13 protein-coding genes and 2 rRNA genes are annotated in these 18928 nt (G+C 64.7%); 13 read left to right on the forward strand and 2 right to left on the reverse strand.

What is annotated here, in order from left to right; translation table 11 throughout:
• Both NX068_RS00005 and rrf read left to right on the forward strand, forming a co-directional pair.
• Window positions 1-89 (forward strand): 23S ribosomal RNA (locus tag NX068_RS00005); the annotation flags it as partial.
• A 123-nt stretch (window positions 90-212) separates the two neighbouring features.
• Window positions 213-326, forward strand: a 5S ribosomal RNA gene (rrf, locus tag NX068_RS00010).
• A 136-nt stretch (window positions 327-462) separates the two neighbouring features.
• Here the strand turns inward: rrf and NX068_RS00015 are convergent.
• Window positions 463-912 carry a MaoC family dehydratase gene (locus NX068_RS00015; RefSeq protein ID WP_263459244.1) on the reverse strand — a complete coding sequence of 150 codons (450 nt, stop codon included), beginning with the start codon at window positions 910-912 and terminating at the stop codon, window positions 463-465.
• Window positions 913-1135: 223 nt separating this feature from the next.
• On the opposite strand from NX068_RS00015, the gene purL reads away from it, so the two are divergent.
• From purL to NX068_RS00045, 6 genes are all read left to right on the forward strand, one after another.
• The gene (purL, locus tag NX068_RS00020) at window positions 1136-5071 is read left to right on the forward strand and encodes a phosphoribosylformylglycinamidine synthase (protein WP_263459716.1); all 3936 of its coding nucleotides are present in this window, start codon (window positions 1136-1138) and stop codon (window positions 5069-5071) included.
• Window positions 5072-5219: 148 nt separating this feature from the next.
• The gene (locus tag NX068_RS00025; protein WP_263459245.1) at window positions 5220-6548 is read left to right on the forward strand and encodes a cyclic di-GMP phosphodiesterase; all 1329 of its coding nucleotides are present in this window, start codon (window positions 5220-5222) and stop codon (window positions 6546-6548) included.
• A 3-nt stretch (window positions 6549-6551) separates the two neighbouring features.
• The gene (locus NX068_RS00030) at window positions 6552-7847 is read left to right on the forward strand and encodes a GGDEF domain-containing phosphodiesterase (RefSeq protein WP_263459246.1); all 1296 of its coding nucleotides are present in this window, start codon (window positions 6552-6554) and stop codon (window positions 7845-7847) included.
• Window positions 7848-7939: 92 nt separating this feature from the next.
• Entirely contained in the window at window positions 7940-8359 is a 420-nt protein-coding gene (locus NX068_RS00035; protein WP_263459247.1) for a DUF2946 domain-containing protein, read from the forward strand.
• Window positions 8360-8467: 108 nt separating this feature from the next.
• Entirely contained in the window at window positions 8468-8926 is a 459-nt protein-coding gene (locus NX068_RS00040) for a copper chaperone PCu(A)C (protein WP_263459248.1), read from the forward strand.
• A gap of 165 nt (window positions 8927-9091) precedes the next feature.
• The gene (locus NX068_RS00045) at window positions 9092-11080 is read left to right on the forward strand and encodes a TonB-dependent copper receptor (RefSeq protein WP_263459249.1); all 1989 of its coding nucleotides are present in this window, start codon (window positions 9092-9094) and stop codon (window positions 11078-11080) included.
• Window positions 11081-11176: 96 nt separating this feature from the next.
• Here the strand turns inward: NX068_RS00045 and NX068_RS00050 are convergent, their stop codons facing one another.
• Window positions 11177-12814 carry an electron transfer flavoprotein-ubiquinone oxidoreductase gene (locus NX068_RS00050; protein ID WP_263459250.1) on the reverse strand — a complete coding sequence of 546 codons (1638 nt, stop codon included), beginning with the start codon at window positions 12812-12814 and terminating at the stop codon, window positions 11177-11179.
• Between the two features lie 188 nt (window positions 12815-13002).
• Between NX068_RS00050 and NX068_RS00055 the strand changes: the two genes are divergently transcribed.
• From NX068_RS00055 to pyrG, 5 genes are all read left to right on the forward strand, one after another.
• Window positions 13003-13422, forward strand: a complete 420-nt coding sequence (locus tag NX068_RS00055; protein ID WP_263459251.1) for an acyl-CoA thioesterase — start codon at window positions 13003-13005, stop codon at window positions 13420-13422.
• A 75-nt stretch (window positions 13423-13497) separates the two neighbouring features.
• Window positions 13498-15489 carry an acetoacetate--CoA ligase gene (locus tag NX068_RS00060; protein WP_263459252.1) on the forward strand — a complete coding sequence of 664 codons (1992 nt, stop codon included), beginning with the start codon at window positions 13498-13500 and terminating at the stop codon, window positions 15487-15489.
• A 15-nt stretch (window positions 15490-15504) separates the two neighbouring features.
• Complete coding sequence (locus NX068_RS00065; protein WP_327084793.1) at window positions 15505-16047, forward strand: isochorismatase family protein; 543 nt, start codon at window positions 15505-15507, stop codon at window positions 16045-16047.
• A gap of 340 nt (window positions 16048-16387) precedes the next feature.
• On the forward strand, window positions 16388-17080 hold the full coding sequence (aqpZ, locus tag NX068_RS00070; protein WP_263459253.1) for an aquaporin Z: 693 nt from the start codon (window positions 16388-16390) through the stop codon (window positions 17078-17080).
• Between the two features lie 204 nt (window positions 17081-17284).
• A complete protein-coding gene (gene pyrG / locus NX068_RS00075) occupies window positions 17285-18922 on the forward strand; it encodes a CTP synthase (protein ID WP_263459254.1) in 1638 nt (545 codons plus the stop codon).
• Window positions 18923-18928 lie beyond the last annotated feature (6 nt).

Here is an 18928-nt window from a genome sequence, read left to right on the forward strand (position 1 = left end):
GTTGAAGACCACAACGTTGATAGGTCGGGTGTGGAAGCGTGGCAACACGTTGAGCTAACCGATACTAATTGCCCGTGTGGCTTGATCCTATAACCTTGATACACACACTAGAACTCGAAAAGTGCGCAACCCGCGCACCAATCACACAACACCCACACTTCTTCCTACTTTGCCCTGAAAGGCCACAACGCCTCCCAGGGAACAAGTCACAGTCTGACGACCACAGCTTTGTGGAACCACCCCTTCCCATCCCGAACAGGACCGTGAAACACAAACGCGCCGATGATAGTGAGGCCCGCCCTCGTGAAAGTAGGTCATCGTCAGACTAACTACTCCGTAAAAATGCCCGACCAACATCCTGTGGTCGGGCTTTTTTACGTCTATAGCCTCACGTTCAACAGCCGTTCGATGCAAAAAAGCGCGCAAACTGCGCGCTTGGGCATTGTTTTCAATGCTGCTGTGTCAGCTGCGGGCGGGAATCAGCAATTCCGCTTCGCCGTCGATGACGACGGTGTCGCCGCAGGTGCAGACCGTCGAAAACACGGCCCGGCGCTTTTCCGCCTTGAGCTCCTTCACCGTCACACGGGCAACGACGGTCTGGCCGATCTTCACCGGTGCCTTGAACTTGAGGTTCTGCGACAGGTAGATGCAGCCGGGGCCGGGCAGACGGGTGCCGAAGACGGCGGAGATCAGGCCGGCGGAAAGCATGCCGTGCGCGATACGGCCGCCGAACATCGTGCTCGAAGCGAATTCCTCGTCCAGATGGACGGGGTTCGTATCACCCGACACGCCGGCAAACAGCAGGATGTCCGCCTCCGTGACGGTGCGGGACATCGAGGCGGATTGGCCAACGCTGAGATCTTCGAAGCGGTAGCCGTACAGTTCGTCGAAATTCCGGGTGTTGTCGCTCATGTTCCAGTTCCTGTTGAAATGATCGCTGCGTCCAGGTGGGTGACGCCGGGAGACGTCAATATAGCCGATCTGATTGCCCAGGACATGAATGAAGCATCCTGCTGCGGGGCTTGGGGGCGAAGGGCGTTCGCAGCCCGGAGAGCTTCGGTGCCTCAGGTATAATCCGGGGTTCGATATCGAGCGACTGTCTGTCGTTCGCCCACGCTTCCTCTCCATGAAGAACATGACTTCGATCCTCAAGCTACGCGGTGCCCTGGCGCTGTCCTCCTCTCGTCTGGAACGTCTTTCAAGGGCTCTCGCCGAGCTTCAGCCCAGGCTCAAGGCCATTGCCGCGGAGCACTGGTATTTCGTCGAGATATCGGCGCCGTTGTCGAACGAGGAGCAGGAACGCCTGGCCGATCTGCTCGATGCGCGTCCCGCGACGCCGGCACTGCCGACGGGGGCCCTGAAGCTGGTCGTGCCGCGGCTGGGCACGATTTCGCCTTGGTCGTCGAAAGCGACCGACATCGCCCATCAGTGCGGCTTCAGCCAGATCGTGCGGATCGAGCGCGGCATCGCCTACACCATCGATGCCCGCGGCGCGGAAGACAACGCCGCGCTGCTGCCGCTGCTGCACGACCGCATGACCGAGTCGGTGCTGAACGCCGTCGATGAAGCTGAAGCCCTGTTCCACCACTACGAGCCGCAGCCGCTGACCTCGGTCGATATTCTCGCCGGCGGGCGCGAGGCGCTGGAGAAGGCGAACGGGGAGCTCGGACTCGCGCTGTCCGAAGACGAGATCGACTACCTCGTCGACAACTTCGGCCGCATGGGACGCAACCCGACCGACGTCGAGCTGATGATGTTCGCGCAGGCCAACTCGGAGCACTGCCGGCACAAGATATTCAACGCCGACTGGGTGATCGACGCGCGGCCGATGGAGAAGTCCTTGTTCGGCATGATCAAGGACACGCACAAGGCGCATCCCGAAGGCACGGTGGTCGCCTATTCGGACAATGCCTCGATCATCGAGGGCGCCCGCATCGCGCGACTGTATCCGGATGCGGACAGGGCCTTCCGCTACCACGACGAGGAAACCCACATCCTCGCCAAGGTCGAGACGCACAACCACCCGACGGCGATTTCGCCCTTCCCCGGAGCAGCGACCGGCGCCGGAGGCGAGATCCGCGACGAAGGCGCGACCGGGCGCGGCTCGCGGCCCAAGGCCGGGCTGGCGGGTTTCACCGTGTCCAACCTGAACATCCCGGATTTCGGCCAGCCCTGGGAGAAGGCCTACGGCAAACCCGACCGCATCGCATCCGCGCTCGACATCATGATCGAGGGGCCGATCGGCGCCGCCGCCTTCAACAACGAATTCGGCCGCCCGAACCTGGCGGGTTATTTCCGCACCTTCGAGCAGGAAGTCGAAGGCGAGGTGCGCGGCTACCACAAGCCGATCATGATCGCGGGCGGCCTCGGCAGCATCCAGGCCCGGCAGTCGGAAAAGCCGACTTTCCCGCCCGGCACCCTGCTGATCCAGCTCGGCGGCCCGGGCATGCTGATCGGCCTCGGCGGCGGTGCCGCATCGTCGATGGCGACCGGCACCAACACTGCCGATCTCGATTTCGCCTCGGTGCAGCGCGGCAACCCGGAGATCCAGCGCCGCTGCCAGGAAGTGATCGACGCCTGCTGGCAGCAGGGCGACAACAACCCGATCATCGCCATCCATGACGTCGGTGCCGGCGGACTGTCGAATGCGATGCCGGAACTGGCCGACCACGCCGGTCTCGGTGCGCACTTCGAGCTGCGCGAAGTGCATATCGAGGAGCCGGGCATGAGCCCGCGCGAGATCTGGTCGAACGAATCCCAGGAACGCTACGTGCTGGCGATCGCGCCCGGAAGCCTGCCGATGTTCCAGGCTTTCTGCGAACGCGAACGCTGCCCCTTCGCGGTGCTCGGCACGGCGACCGCCGATGGCCATCTCACCGTCTCCGACCGTCATTTCGGCAACAAGCCGGTCGACATGGACATGAAGGTGCTGCTCGGCAAGCCGCCGAAGATGACGCGCAACGTATCGCGCCGCGCCGTCCATCTGCCGCCTTTCGACACCACCGGCTTCGACCTGAAGGAAGCCGGTTTGCGCGTGCTGCGGATGCCGGCAGTCGCCAGCAAGAGCTTCCTGATCACCATCGGCGACCGCTCGGTCGGCGGCCTGACCGCGCGCGACCAGTTCGTCGGCCCCTGGCAGGTGCCGGTAGCCGACGTGGCGGTCACCGCGATGAGCTTCCAGGGCTATCGGGGTGAAGCCTTCGCGATGGGCGAGCGCACGCCGCTGGCCTGCGTCGATGCGCCGGCCTCGGGCCGCATGGCGATCGGCGAGGCGATCACCAACATCGCCGCCGCCGACATCGACAAGCTCGGCGACGTCAAGCTGTCGGCCAACTGGATGGCGGCGGCCGGTCATCGCGGCGAGGATGCCAAGCTCTACGACACGGTGAAGGCCGTGTCCGATTTCTGCATCACGGCGGGTGTGTCGATTCCGGTCGGCAAGGATTCGCTGTCGATGCGCACCGCCTGGCAGGACGAAGGTCGGGACAAGCAGGTGGTCGCGCCACTGTCGCTGATCGCCACCGCCTTTGCGCCGGTGCGCGACATCCGCAACACGCTCACGCCGCAGCTGCAGTTGCCCGAAAGCGTCGAGACCGAGCTGCTGCTGATCGACCTCGGCAACGGCCTGAATCGCCTCGGTGGCTCGGTTTTCGCCCAGGCCTACGGTTCGGTCGGCGAGCATGCGCCGGACGTCGATCCGGTGCAGCTCAAGGCCTTCTTCGAGGCCATCCAGCGCCTGCGTGGGGACGATCTGTTGCTGGCCTACCACGACCGTTCAGACGGCGGGCTGTTCGCTGCCGTCTGCGAAATGGCTTTCGCAGCCAAGTGCGGCCTGTCGCTGGTGCTCGACACCGTCTGCTACGACCCCTACATGAACGACGTCGATGGGCTGGAGAAGAAGCCCGACACGCTCAAGGGCCGTTTCGACGATCGCCTGTTCGCCGGCCTGTTCGCCGAGGAGCTCGGCGCGGTGGTGCAGATCCGCCGCGACGACCGCTCGCGTATCACCGAACTGCTGCGCTCGGCAGGGCTCGCCTACCACTTCATCGGCGAGCCGAACGCGATGGACGAGATCCGCCTGCGCCGCAGCGCCAAGCTGGTGTTCGCCGCCAGCCGCGTCGAGCTGCTGCAGGCCTGGTCGGAGACCAGCCATCGCATCGCGATGCTGCGCGACGATCCGGAGTCGGTCCGTCAGGAGTTCGAAGATCTGGCCGATGCCACCGATCCCGGCCTGTCGGTGTCGCTGAGCTTCGACGTCAAGGAGGACGTCGCCGCTCCCTTCATCGCCAGCGGCGTGCGGCCGAAAGTCGCGGTGCTGCGCGAGCAGGGGGTCAATTCGCAGCTGGAAATGGCTGCCGCACTGGAGCGTGCGGGCTTTGCGCCGGTCGATGTGCACATGTCCGAGCTGCAGGCTGGGCGGGCCGACCTGGCCGGCTTCCACGGGCTGGCGGCCTGCGGCGGTTTCTCGTACGGCGACGTGCTGGGCGCGGGGCAGGGCTGGGCCAAGTCCATCCTGTTCAACAACCGTCTGCGCGATGAATTCGAAGCCTTCTTCCGCCGCAACGATACTTTTGCGCTCGGCGTCTGCAACGGCTGCCAGATGATGGGCCATCTGGCGCCGATCATCCCGGGGGCCGAAAACTGGCCGACCTTCCACCGCAACCGCAGCGAACAGTTCGAAGCCCGCTTCGTCATGGTGGAAGTCACCGACAGCCCGTCGATCCTGCTCAAGGGCATGGCGGGCAGCCGCATGCCGATCGTCGTCAGCCACGGCGAAGGCCGGACTGTGTTCGCGAGCGAGCAGGATCGCACAGCCGCCTTGATGGCACTGCGATATATTGATCGTCATGGTTCGCCCACCGAGCGCTACCCTTCGAATCCGAACGGCTCGGCGGACGGTGCGACCGGTTTTACCACGGCGGACGGACGGTTCACCATCATGATGCCCCACCCCGAACGCACGGCGCGGACCTTGCAGATGTCCTGGGCGCCGCGCTGGCTGGTGGAGGAGAGCCCGGATGCCTCGCCCTGGCTGCGCATGTTCCGCAATGCGAGGGTTTGGCTGGGGTGATTCTCCGGAGGTGATCCTGCCGGCCCTGTATTGCCCAAACTGGGGATGCAGGGCTCGGGCCGGGCTCAGGTCCGGTGTCGTCCTGTCGTTAAAGAGTTTCCGACCGAGAAATCACCCTTCGTCGAAAGGGTGCTCATGGAGCCTTTGATTGAATAGCACGATTCCGGCAAGCGAGGTCCAGATCGGGATGTACGTCGCGGACATCGACCGGCCCTGGGTGGAAACGCCCTTCATGTTGCAGGGCTTTCTTGTCACGACTTCCGATGAACTCCAGACCTTGCAGCGCTTTTGCAAGCATGTCGTCATCGATCGCAGCCGCTCGGTCGGTGAGCACCAGCGCACCCGCGCAATCGAGAAGGACGAGCCGCTCAAGGGGCCGGGCCTGCGTTCGAGCACGGCCGACGAGGAGGAGCGGGACAGTCGCGAGGAGGCTTCGCGCTTCCTCGCCGTTGCACGCAGCTTCAGAGGCAGGATTCACACCCAGCGCAGGCCGAGCATTCCGCGTGTCAGGGCTGCCGATGGCCGCAGCCGCCTCGAATCCGAGCTGTTCTATTCCGCGCCGATCGTCGACGACGTGTATCGCGCCCTGCGGGAAACCCAGGTGGCGATCGATGCCGGCGACAACATCGATGTCCTCCGCCTGGAAGGGCTGGTGGGCGAGATGGCGCAAGGGGTCGAGCGCAATTCCGATGCCCTGATGTGGCTGACCCGCCTGAAGCGCACGGACCGCTACACCTACGATCATGCGGTCAACGTCTCGGTCCACGCCATGGTGTTCGCCCGTTTCATCGGGCTGGACACGAGAAGCATCCGTCAGCTCGGGTTGGCGGGCCTGTTGCAGGACATCGGCAAGGTCAGGATCGACCCCGACATTCTGGCCAAGGCGGGGCCGCTGGACGGCGGCGAGTTCGAGCACGTCCGCGCCCATGTGCTGCACACCCTGGCGCTGCTCAAGGTCAACGAAAACGTAGACCCCGAGATCTTCGACATCATTGCCGCGCATCACGAGCGTTTCGACGGCAGTGGCTATCCGCGCGGCCTGAAGGGCATGAACATTCCGCTGGCCGCCGAGATGGCCGGCCTCATCGACACCTATTGTGCGATGACCCGGGACAGGGTCTATCTGCCGGCGGTGTCGAGCCAGCGCGCGATGGAAGAGATCAACCGGCTGCGCAATACCTTGTTCCGCGACGCGCTGGTCGACCAGTTCCTGCAATGCATCGGGCTTTACCCGATCGGGACGCTGGTGGAACTCAATTCCGGCGAAGTGGCCGTGGTCATCCAGCAGAACCAGGTACGGCGGCTGCAGCCGCGCGTGATCATCATCCTCGGACCGGACAAGGCGGTCGAGCGCTTTCCGCGAATACTGGACCTGCTGATGCAGCCCGAAACGGCTGCCGGAGAACCTTACCGGATTCTCCGCGCCTTGCCGCCCAATGCATACGGTATCGATCCCAATGATTTCTACCTGGCCTGACCGATGGCATTCCTGAGCTCCCCCGACTTGTTGCCGGCCCTGAACGAAATCTCGTGCCACCCGATGGACGGCTGTCCCCAGGGGGCCGAGCTCGGGGTGATCACGGCCAGCATTCAGCCCAATGTCTCCATCTGCCGGCTGTCGCTCGAACAGGGGCGCAGACTCGAGAGCGAGATGGGCATGATCCTCAAACGACTGCTGCGCAGCGGCGACAGCCTGTTCGCGCTTGGCCGCGGGGAATGGCTGATCGTGCTGCCGGCACTGCCGAGCAGGGCGGTGCTGACTCTGGCGATGCTGAAGATCGAGCAGGTCTTCGGCGAATCTCCGTTCCAGTTCAACGGCCTGGAGCTGCCGATCCAGTTCATCTGTGGCGCGGCGGTATCTCCCGAGCATGGCGAGGATCCGCTCTACCTGGTGCAGTCGGCGCGAATCGCGGCGCTCGATGCGCAGCAAAGAGGCGAGCGAGGGGCGATGTACGACAAGTCGATGGAGCGGACCTCGCCGCGGCTCGCCATCCTCGAACGTGACCTCCACGGCGCGTTTGGCGGTGAAAGGCCCTTGCAGCTTTTCCTGCAGCCCAAAGTCCACGCGATCGACGGCGAGTGCGATGCTGCCGAAGGCTTGCTGCGCTGGGAGCGCGTGCCCGGCGAATGGGTGCCGCCACCCGTGGTGCTCGGCCTGATCGACAGGCTCGGCATGCGCCATCGCTTCAACCGCTGGCTGTTCCAGCATGCAGCCCAGGCGCTTGCGCGGCTGGATGCGGAGGGCTTCGACATTACGCTGTCGATCAACCTGTCCGCCACCGATCTCTACGACGCCGAAGTTCCCGATCTCATCGGCCAGGCCCTGTCCACGTGGGGGATGCCCCCTCGCAGGCTATGTCTCGAGATCACCGAGACCGACATGGTCGACGATGCGGGGGAAGGCGTTGCCGACGTGCTGTGCCGCCTGCGCCTGCTCGGCGTCAAGCTCTCCATCGACGATTTCGGCACCGGCTTTTCGGGCATGAGCCGGCTCAAGCACCTGTCGGTGCAGGAAGTGAAGATCGACCGCAGTTTCGTCGTCGATCTGCTGCGTTCGGAGCGGGACCGGGAAATCGCCTCGTCGATCATCGATCTTTCCCATCGCCTGGGGGTCACGGTGACGGCCGAAGGCGTCGAGGATGCGGAAACCGCTGCTGCGCTTGCCGCCCTCGGTTGCAACCACCTGCAGGGCTTCCATTTTTCGCCGGCGCTGGCGCTGGACGATTTCGTCGTCTGGCTCGGACGCTACGACGCATCCCGTGGTCCGTCGTCCTGAGGCATGCCGCCTGAGCGACATCAAGGTCTGCCCTGAACCTGTGAATATAATCCGCGGACGACGATCCAGTCTGCCTCTTGGCTGTCCGACCCGTGCACCGCTTTCATAAACGCCTTCCCGCCTGGTTTGCCATCCTTGTGCTGCTGTTCGCAGCCTTGGCGCCTGCCGTCAGTCGGGCGATGGTGGAGCCGGGCGAGCAACTGCTGGTCGAGGTCTGTTCGGCGAGAGGTGCCAAGCGGCTGGCGATCCCGGCCGTGGAGGCCGGGCTTTATCTGGATGTGGAGCTGGCCAGGGACCAGGGTGCCGGCGATTCCACTCCGCTTGAGCTGCTGTCGGCCTGCCCGTATTGCGTCTTCCATGCCGACAGCGCCGGCTTGCCGCCGTTCGAGCACAGCGGACCGTTTGCCGCGGTGGGCCCGCGCGGGCGCCTGCCGCTGTTTTCCCTTGCCGTCCCGCGGCTTTCCGTCGCATGGTCGCCTGCGAGCCCTCGCGCACCACCCGTGCATGCATGAGTCCGTCTGCACCTCCCGGTGCATGAATTCCCGCGCCTGACCGCCTCCACCGCCATCCAGCGCTGCGGTCCAGGCCCTGCATGTGTTTTGTCGTCGAGGACTTCGATCATGAAGAAAACTGCCCTTGCCCTGGCTTTCGTCCTGGGTTCCCTGCCGGCCTTTGCCGATGTCACCGTTTCCAATGCCTGGGTTCGCGCCACCGTGGTGCAACAGAAGGCTACGGGGGCGTTCATGCAGCTGAGATCGGATCGTGCCGCCCGCCTCGTTGCCGCGGCTTCGCCGCTTGCCGGCGCGGCCGAGATTCACGAGATGCGCATGGAAGGCGAGGTGATGAGGATGAACCCCGTCGCCGCCCTGGATCTTCCGGCCGGGGAAACCGTCGAGCTCAAGCCCGGCGGCTATCACGTGATGTTGCTGGACTTGAAGCAGCAGGTGAAGGAGGGCGACGAGGTGCCGTTGAGCATCGTCGTCGAGCAAGCCAACGGCGAACGCCGGACGGTCGAGCTCAAGGTGCCGGCCCGCCCCCTCAACGCATCGGCCGGCGGGCACCGGCACGGCCAGCATTAAGCCCGTTCATAGATTCGTTGCGTAGCGGCGCGGAATCGCGCCTGCCGCCCAACGCGCTCATTCGACAGCATGCCACACCCGCAGCCCGGTTTCGGGCTGCGGCGGGTTTGGTCATGCCTGCCATCCGGCCATGCCATGTGCGCAAGCATCCAAAGAGATCCGAAGATGAAACAAGTTTTCAAGCAGTTGCCGCTTGCTGCGGCACTTTCACTGGCTTTGCCGGTGCTGGCCGAAGGGGAAGGGCGCCTCGGCAGCATCGTGGTCACGGCGCCGGTGATCAGCGCACCACTGACGGTGGAGACCGACCCCAAGGCACCGCGCCAGCCGCTTCCTGCCCACGATGGTGCGGACATGCTGAAGAGCATTCCGGGCTTCTCGGTCATTCGCAAGGGTGGCACCGATGGTGACCCGGTATTTCGCGGGATGTCCGGTTCGCGTCTCGGCATCCTGCAGGACGGCCAGGAGATCCATGGCGGTTGCGGCGGCCGGATGGATCCGCCGACGGCCTACGTCTATCCGGAATCCTTCGACCGCGTGACCGTCCTGAAAGGGCCGCAAACCGTGCTTTACGGTTCCGGCAACTCGGCGGCGGTCGTCCTCTTCGAGCGCGACATCAAGCGGATGACGGACAGCGGCTGGAGCGCCAACGGCAGCTTGACCTTCGGCAGTTGGGGGCGGAACGATCAGGTTTTCGATGCCAGGGGCGGCAATCCGGATTTCTATGCAAGAGTCGGCGCCACCCGTTCGGACAGCAACAACTACGACGATGGCGACGGCAAGGAGATCCATTCCTTCTACACCCGCTGGAGCACGACCGGAGCCCTCGGCTGGACGCCGGACGACGATACCCTGCTGGAGCTCAACTTCGGCCGCAGCGATGGTGAAGCGGCTTACGCCGACCGCGGCATGGATGGCGCCAGGTTCGAGCGCGAACATGCCGGGCTCCGGTTCGAGAAAAAGAATCTCTCAGCGCTGATTCGCAAGGTCGAGGCGCATGCCTACTACAGCTACATCGATCATGTGATGGACAACTTCAGCCTGCGGACAAACCGCGGCATGAAGATGCTCAGCAACCCGGACCGGCAGACCCTCGGTGCCCGTGCGGCAGCCGTGCTGGCGCCGAGCGAACGGTGGTCGATCACTGTCGGTGCGGATGTCCGGGACGATCAGCACCGTGTGCGTGGCGGAGTCGATTATCGTGATCAGAAGCGGCAGAAGGACATCGGTTTCGAGCGCCAGGGCCTGTTCGGCGAGGCCAGCTACGTGCTCGACGATATCCGCCGTGTCGTTGCGGGGCTGCGCGTCGACGAGCACGAGGTGCACGATTACCGGCCGGCGTCCGCTACCCGCGGCATGAGCGTCGACAAGACGCTCAAAAGCGGATTCGGCCGTTACGAGGCTGACTTCGCTGAAGGTGCCGGGACCTGGTATGCGGGTGTAGGCTATGTCGAACGCTTCCCCGATTTCTGGGAGTTCATGCGTGCCGACAGCGGCAATGCCGCCAATGGCGCGCGCTTCGATACGCTGAAGCCGGAGAAGACCACTCAGCTCGACGTCGGTGCAGACTGGAGCGTTGGTGCCTGGTCGGCCTCGGTGTCCGGCTTCTACTCGAAGGTCGATGATTACATCCTGCTGCGCTGGGTGAATCCGTCGACCGCGCGCGTCCGCAACATCGACGCCACGGTCTATGGCCTGGAAGGCGATGCGACCTGGCGGTTCGCGCCGAACTGGCAAGCGGTGGGCACCGTGGCCTGGGTGCGTGGCGGCAACGATACCGACGGCAAGGCGCTGGCGCAGCAACCGCCGCTGGAGGCGAGGTTCGTACTCGAGTACGACGACCGCCGTTTCTCCTATGGCGCGATGCTGCGCGTGGTTGCCAGCCAGAACCGCTACGACCTGGGCTCGGGCAGCATCGTCGCGAATGGCCAGGATCTCGGGCCGACCAGCGGTTTCGCGACGCTGTCGCTCAATGCCGGCTGGCGCCCGAACAAGTCCGCCTTGCTGACTGCCGGCGTCGATAACGTTTTCGACCGCAAGTACAGCGAGCATCTCGGCAAGGGCGGCTGGGACTTTGCCGGCGGCGCCGTGACCAGCGAGCGCATCAACGAACCGGGGCGTACGTTCTGGGTGAAGGCACAGATCGCGCTCGACTGACAGGGGCAGCAAAAAGCCCCGCGGCCAGGGTGCAGTTCCTCCTGGCCGCGGGGCTTCGTCGATTCTGGGCTCGGCGGCAGCCGGCAGGCTATGCCGTCACATCCCCTGGTAAATCGGCCCCTCGCCGCCCTGGGGCACGACCCAGTCGATGTTCTGCGTCGGGTCCTTGATGTCGCAGGTCTTGCAGTGCACACAGTTCTGCGCGTTGATCTGCAGCCGCGGCCCGGCTTCCTCCTGCACGATCTCATACACCCCGGCCGGGCAGTAGCGCTGCTCGGGCGCGTCGTACCTGGCCAGGTTGATCGCGATCGGCACCGTGGCGTCCTTCAGCCGCAGGTGGCAGGGCTGCTCTTCCTCGTGGTTGGTGTTCGACAGGAACACCGAAGAGAGCCGATCGAAGCTCAGCACGCCGTCCGGTTTCGGGTAGTCGATCTTCGCGCAGTCGGCCGCCGGCTTGAGCGCGGTGTGATCCGCCGTGTTGTGCAGCGTCCACGGCACCTTGCCCTTGAACAGCACCTGGTCGATGCCGAACAGCAGCGAGCCCAGGTACAGGCCTTTCTTCATGTAGGGCTTGAAGTTGCGCGTCTTGTGCAGCTCGGCGTGCAGCCAGGAGTCCTGGAAAGCGGCCGGGTAGGCGGTCAGCGCATCGCGCTGGCGTTCCTGTGCCAGGGCTTCGAAGGCCGCTTCGGCGGCGAGCATGCCCGACTTGATCGCCGCATGGCTGCCCTTGATGCGCGCCGCGTTCAGAAAGCCGGCGTCGTCGCCGATCAGCGCCCCGCCCGGGAAGATCAGCCGCGGCAGGCTCTGCAGCCCGCCCGCGGCGATGGCGCGGGCGCCGTACTGCAGCCGCTTGCCGCCTTCGAGATATTTGCGGATCTCGGGGTGGGTCTTGTAGCGCTGCATCTCCTCGAAGGGCGACAGGTGCGGGTTGCTGTAGTTCAGGCCCACCACGTAGCCGACCGCGACCAGGTTGTCCTCGAGGTGATAGACGAAGCCGCCGCCGTAGGTGGCGCTGTCCATCGGCCAGCCGGCGGTGTGCACGACCAGGCCGGGGCGGTGGTGCTCGGGTTTGACTTCCCACAGCTCCTTGATGCCGATGCCGTAGGTCTGCGGGTCGGCGCCGTCGCGCAAGTCGTACTTCGCTTCGAGCTGCTTGCCCAAGTGGCCGCGACAGCCTTCGGCGAACAGGGTGTATCTGGCGTGCAGTTCCATGCCCGGCTGGTGGTGCGGGCCCGGCGTGCCGTCGCGGTTCAGGCCCATGTCGCCGGTGGCGACGCCCTTCACCGCACCGGCCTCGTCGTACAGGATCTCGGCACCGGCAAAGCCCGGATAGACTTCCACCCCCAGCGCCTCGGCCTGCTCGCCGAGCCACTTGACCACGTTGCCCAGGCGCACGATGTAGTTGCCGTGGTTGACGAAACAGTCCGGCAGCAGCCCGTTGGGGAGCTGGCGCGCGCCGGTCTCGTCGAGGAACAGCACCTTGTCCTCGGTCACCGCGGTCTTGAGCGGCGCGCCCTGCGCCTTCCAGTCCGGAATCAGTTCGGTGAGTGCGCGCGGGTCCATCACCGCGCCCGACAGGATGTGGGCGCCGAGCTCGGCCGCCTTCTCGATCAGGCACACCGACAGTTCCCGGCCCTGCGCCGACGCCAGCTGCTTGAGCCGGATCGCCGACGACAGCCCTGCCGGGCCGCCGCCCACGATCAGTACGTCGAACTCCATCGATTCGCGTTCCATCCTGTTCTCCTGTGCGCGAAGGTATGCTTCGCTTTCTTGCCGATTTGCGAAACGGCTTAGTTTAAACGGTCGCGAGTAGTCCGTAAGCCTGCCTCGCTGAACATACGGATGCGTATGTTACAGTGTGCGTGCGATTGAAAAAAGCCGGTCGAACAAGGCCGGTCAGAACGAACAATGGAGACGACAACATGAAAGAAGGGGCAAAGCTCGTCCATACGACCCGTATTCCGGTGCGCTGGGGCGACATGGACGCCTACGGCCACGTCAACAACACGGTCTATTTCCGCTATTTCGAGCAGGCCCGCTGCGAATGGGCCGAGAAGATGGGTTTCCAGGTCAGCCCGAAGGAGACGGCCGGGCCGGTGATCATCAATGCCAGCTGCACCTTTTTCGCGCCGGTCAACTATCCTGCAACCGTCGTCGTCAGGATGTACGCTGGCGAGTTGGGACGTACGAGCGTGATGACATGGTACGAGCTCTACGTCGAGGGAGAGGACAGGCTCTACGCCGAAGGCGCGGCGAAGACGGTATGGATGGACAACGCCACCGGCAGGTCCGCGCCCTTGCCCGAAGCGATCCGGGCGCTGCTCGACAGCGCTGCCGGCTGAACATTCGACCGCAGGAGCGCCGGAATAGCAGGCAGCTCAACTTGCGTGAATATCGATCGATGGTGAGGAGACATCATGAATCCTGCAAACGACAAGCCCTTGTGGCAACCTTCGCCGGAGCGGATCGCTTCGGCCAACGTCACCGCATTCCGGCTCGCGGTTGAAAAGCGCTGGGGTGTTTCGCTGCCCGACCATGAAGCGCTGCATGCCTGGTCGGTCGAGCAGCCCGAGCAGTTCTGGTTCAGCGTCTGGGACGGCGAGGGGGCAGCTGGCGGCGGCGTCATCGGCACGCGCGGCGAACGTGTGCTGGTCGATGGCGAGCGGATGCCGGGGGCGAAGTGGTTTCCGGATGCGCGGCTCAACTTCGCGCAGAACCTGTTGCGTTCGCGCGATGGCCATGATGCGCTGGTGTTCTGGGGCGAGGACCGCGTCAAGAACCGCATGAGCCATGGCGAGCTGTACCGCGCCGTGGCCCATTTCGCCGCCGCGCTGCGCGAGCAGGGCGTGGTGGCGGGTGATCGCGTCGCCGCCTACATGCCCAACATGCCCGAGACGGTCGTCGCGATGCTGGCGGCGACGAGCATCGGCGCCATCTTCACCTCGGCCTCGCCCGACTTCGGCGTGCAGGGTGTGCTCGACCGCTTCGGCCAGACCGAACCCAAGGTGCTGGTGGCCTGCGACGGCTACTACTACGGTGGCAAGACCGTCGACGTGCTCGACAAGCTCGGCGAGATCGTCGGCCAGCTGCCTTCGGTCGAGCGTGTGGTGGTCGTGCCCTACGTGCATCACGACCACGATCTGTCGAAAGTGCCGCATGCGCGCATGTACGCCGACTTCATCGAGCCGTTCCATTTCGTCGACGACATCGAGTTCGCCCAGCTGCCCTTCGACCACCCGCTGTACATCATGTATTCCTCGGGCACCACCGGCGTGCCCAAGTGCATCGTGCATTGCGCCGGCGGCGCGCTGCTGCAGCACCTCAAGGAGCACCGGCTGCACTCCGACGTCAAGCCGGGCGACCGCGTCTATTATTTCACCACCTGCGGCTGGATGATGTGGAACTGGCTGGTGTCGGGCCTGGCGGCCGGCGCCACGCTGCTGCTCTACGACGGCTCGCCCTTCGCCGGCGACAACCACGTCATCTTCGACTACGCCGACGCCGAAGGCATGACCCACTTCGGCACTTCGGCCAAGTTCATCGACGCCTGCGCCAAGTTCGGCCTCAAGCCGCGCGAGACGCACCGGCTCGACAGCGTGCGGGCGATGATGAGCACCGGCAGCCCGCTGGTGCCCGAAGGCTTCGACTACGTCTATCGCGAGATCAAGGCCGACCTGCAGCTTTCGTCCATCTCGGGCGGCACCGACATCATCTCCTGCTTCGTGCTCGGCAGCCCGGTGCTGCCGGTGTGGCGCGGCGAGATCCAGTGCCGCGGCCTGGGCATGGCGGTGGACGTCTGGGACGACGATGGCCACCCGGTGCGGGGCGAGAAAGGCGAACTGGTGTGCACCCGGCCTTTCCCGGTGATGCCGCTGGGCTTCTGGAACGACGCCGACGGCAGCAAGTATCGGGCCGCCTATTTCGATCGCTTCCCCGATGTCTGGTGCCACGGTGACTTCTGCGAGATCACCGCTCACGGCGGAATCATCATCTACGGCCGCTCGGATGCCACCCTCAATCCCGGCGGCGTGCGCATCGGCACGGCGGAAATCTACCGCCAGGTCGAGAAGCTGGACGAAGTGGTCGAAAGCCTGGTGATCGGCCAGGACTGGCCGCCGCAGAACCCGAACGACGTGCGCGTGGTGCTGTTCGTCAGGCTGCGCGAGGGGCTGGCGCTCGACGACGGCCTGGTGCAGCGCATCAGGCAGACGATCCGCGACAACACCACGCCGCGCCATGTGCCGGCCAAGGTACTGCAGGTGGAGGACATCCCGCGCACCAAGAGCGGCAAGATCGTCGAACTGGCGGTGCGCAACGTGGTGCATGGCCGGCCGGTGAAGAATCAGGAAGCACTGGCCAATCCCGAAGCGCTGGCGGATTTCCGCAACCGTACCGAATTGGCCGACTGAGACCAGGAGAACGACGTGCTGATGAACCGTGAGAAATCCGTCCTGCTGATCATCGACGTGCAGGCGAAGCTGGCTCCTTTCATTCACGACAAGGACGCAGTCGAGGCCAACTGCATCTGGCTGGCGCAGGTCGCCGGGCGCATCGGAGTGCCCATCGTCGTCACCGAACATTTCCCCGACAAGATCGGCGGCACGCTGGAGTCGGTGCGCGCCGCCACTGCCGGCGCGCAGTACGTCGGCAAGCAGTGCTTTTCGGCACAGGGCGATGGCTGCCTGGCCGGCACCGCGGTGGCGGATTGCCGCCAGGTCATCATGTGCGGCACCGAAGCCCATGTCTGCGTGCAGCAGACCGCGCTCGACCTGCGCTGGGCAGGCAAGGAAGTGTTCATCGTCGCCGAGGCTGCCGGCTCGCGCGATCCGGCCAACCGCGACCTGGCCTTCGCGCGCATGCGCAGCCACGGCATCGAGATCGTGTCGCGCGAGATGGTCGCCTTCGAATGGCTGCAGCGCGGCGGCACCGAACTCTTTCGTGAGGTGAACCGGGATTTCATCCGTTGAGCCCGCCGCCGAGGCATTGATGAAGCGGGTTTGCCAGCGTCATTTGACGGGATCATTTTCCGGAGGTGGGATGTTGCGGTACAGCATGTGATATCGGCCTTTCGGATGCTGATCAGGGCCAGTTTCTGTCGATCTGCTTTGTTGCGGTGCGGATCTGTTGCCCGAACAGGGTGTGCGCACTTTGCCAGACCCGTGCCAATCGTCTAGGATTCGGCTGGATTTCCCTTTTTTCCCGGGATGGGCCGGCCTTGGGCAGGCACTTCCATCCCGGCGGAGACGGGAAATCCCTTCCCCTTCACGCTCGTCTGGCAGTGTCGCCAACAAAACAACGGAGAAATAAATGAACAAATATGGTGCGGAGTTCTTCGGAACTTTCTGGCTGGTCCTGGGCGGCTGCGGCAGCGCCGTGCTGGCCGCGGCCTTCCCGGATGTCGGCATCGGCCTGCTGGGCGTGTCGCTGGCGTTCGGCCTGACCGTGTTGACGATGGCCTTCGCCATCGGCCACATCTCGGGCTGCCACCTCAACCCGGCGGTGTCGATCGGCCTGTGGGCCGGTGGCCGTTTCCCGGCCAAGGAACTGCTTCCCTACATCGTCGCCCAGGTGCTGGGCGGCATCGCCGCGGGCGGCGTGCTCTACCTGATCGCCACCGGCAAGGCCGGCTTCGACGTCTCCGGCGGCTTCGCCTCGAACGGCTACGGCGAGCATTCGCCCGGCGGCTACAGCCTGCAGGCGGCGCTGATCACCGAAGTGGTCATGACCATGATGTTCCTGATCGTCATCCTCGGTGCCACCGACAAGCGTGCGCCGCAGGGCTTCGCGCCGATCGCCATCGGCCTGTGCCTGACGCTGATCCACCTGATCAGCATCCCGGTCACCAACACCTCGGTCAACCCGGCGCGCAGCACCGGCGTGGCGGTCTTCGTCGGCGACTGGGCGACGGCCCAACTTTGGCTGTTCTGGATCGCGCCGATCATCGGCGCGGTGCTCGGCGCCGTGATCTATCGCTGCATCGGCTGCGAAAAGAAGGCTTGAGCATACCCCACGGGCGCAAGCGGCCCCTGTTCCATTCACTCCAGGCCCTGATGGCTGAAGGGGATGGAGCAGGGGCCGTCTGCCGTATGCGCGGACAGGCGCATGAATACCGTTGTTGCAGTTGACCGTGCTCCGCGGGCTCCGGCGTACTGACTTAGATCGGACTGATCGGTTATCATCGCGCTTTCCCGCAGCACTGTTCCCATGACCAAATACGTCTTCGTTACCGGCGGTGTCGTGTCCTCCCTGGGCAAAGGCATCGCGGCGGCCTCATTGGGGGCCATCCTCGAGTCCCGTGGCATCAAGGTCACGCACCTCAAGCTCGATCCCTACATCAACGTCGATCCGGGCACCATGAGCCCGTTCCAGCACGGTGAAGTCTTCGTCACCGAGGACGGCGCCGAGACCGACCTCGACCTCGGTCACTACGAGCGCTTCACCAGCGCCAAGATGAGCAAGCGCAACAACTTCACCACCGGCCAGATCTACGAGTCGGTGTTGAAGAAGGAACGGCGCGGCGAATACCTGGGCAAGACCGTGCAGGTCATCCCGCACATCACCGACGAGATCAAGGCCTACGTCAAGCGCGGCGCCGAAGGCGCCGACGTGGCGATCGTCGAAGTCGGCGGTACCGTGGGCGACATCGAATCGCTGCCCTTCCTCGAAGCGATCCGCCAGATGGGTTTCGAGGAAGGCCGCAACGGCACCTGCTTCATCCATCTGACGCTGCTGCCCTACATCCCGACCGCGGGCGAACTGAAGACCAAGCCGACCCAGCATTCGGTCAAGGAGCTGCGCGAGATCGGCATCCAGCCCGACATCCTGCTGTGCCGCGCCGACCGCTCGATCCCGGTGGACGAGCGGCGCAAGATCGCGCTGTTCTGCAACGTGATGCCCGAAGCGGTCATCGAATGCCTGGACGCCGACTCGATCTACAAGATTCCGGGCATGCTGCACGACCAGATGCTCGACCAGATCGTCTGCCACAAGCTCGACATCCTGGCCCGCGCGGCCGACCTGTCGGTGTGGGAGAAGCTGATCCATGCGCTCGAGCATCCGAAGCAGACGGTCAACATCGGCTTCGTCGGCAAGTACGTCGATCTCACCGAATCGTACAAGTCGCTGATCGAGGCGCTGAACCACGCCGGCATGCACACCGAGTCGAAGGTCAGGATCCACTACATCGACTCCGAGGACATCGAGCGCGACGGCTGCGGCGTGCTCGATACGATGGACGCCATCCTGGTGCCCGGCGGTTTCGGCAAGCGCGGTACCGAAGGCAAGATCGCGGCCATCCGCCATGCGCGCGAGAACAAAGTGCCTTATCTTGGCATCTGCCTCGGCATGCAGCTTGCCGTGGTCGAGTTCGCCCGCGACGTCGCCGGCATGGAAGGCGCGCATTCGACCGAGTTCGCATCCGACACCTGCTTCCCGGTGATCGGCCTCATCACCGAATGGAAGGACCGCAGCGGCAGGATCGAGAAGCGCAGCGAAGCGTCCGACCTCGGCGGCACGATGCGCCTGGGCGGCCAGCTCTGTCAGTTGAAGGAAGGCACGCTGGCGCGCGAGATCTATGGCGCGGCCGAGATCATCGAGCGCCATCGCCACCGCTACGAAGTGAACAACACGCTGCTGGCCAGGCTGGAAGAGAAGGGCCTGGTGGTGGCGGGTCGTGCGCCGGCCACCGACCTGTGCGAGATGGTCGAACTGCCCACCGACGTGCATCCGTGGTTCGTCGGCTGCCAGTTCCATCCCGAATTCACGTCCAACCCGCGCAAGGGACACCCGCTGTTCACCGCCTATGTGAAGGCGGCAATCGCACGCAAGCAGACCAGCGCCTGAAGGAGC

The sequence above is a fragment of the Thauera carbonicopians genome (assembly GCF_025699485.1).
Lineage (GTDB): Bacteria > Pseudomonadota > Gammaproteobacteria > Burkholderiales > Rhodocyclaceae > Thauera.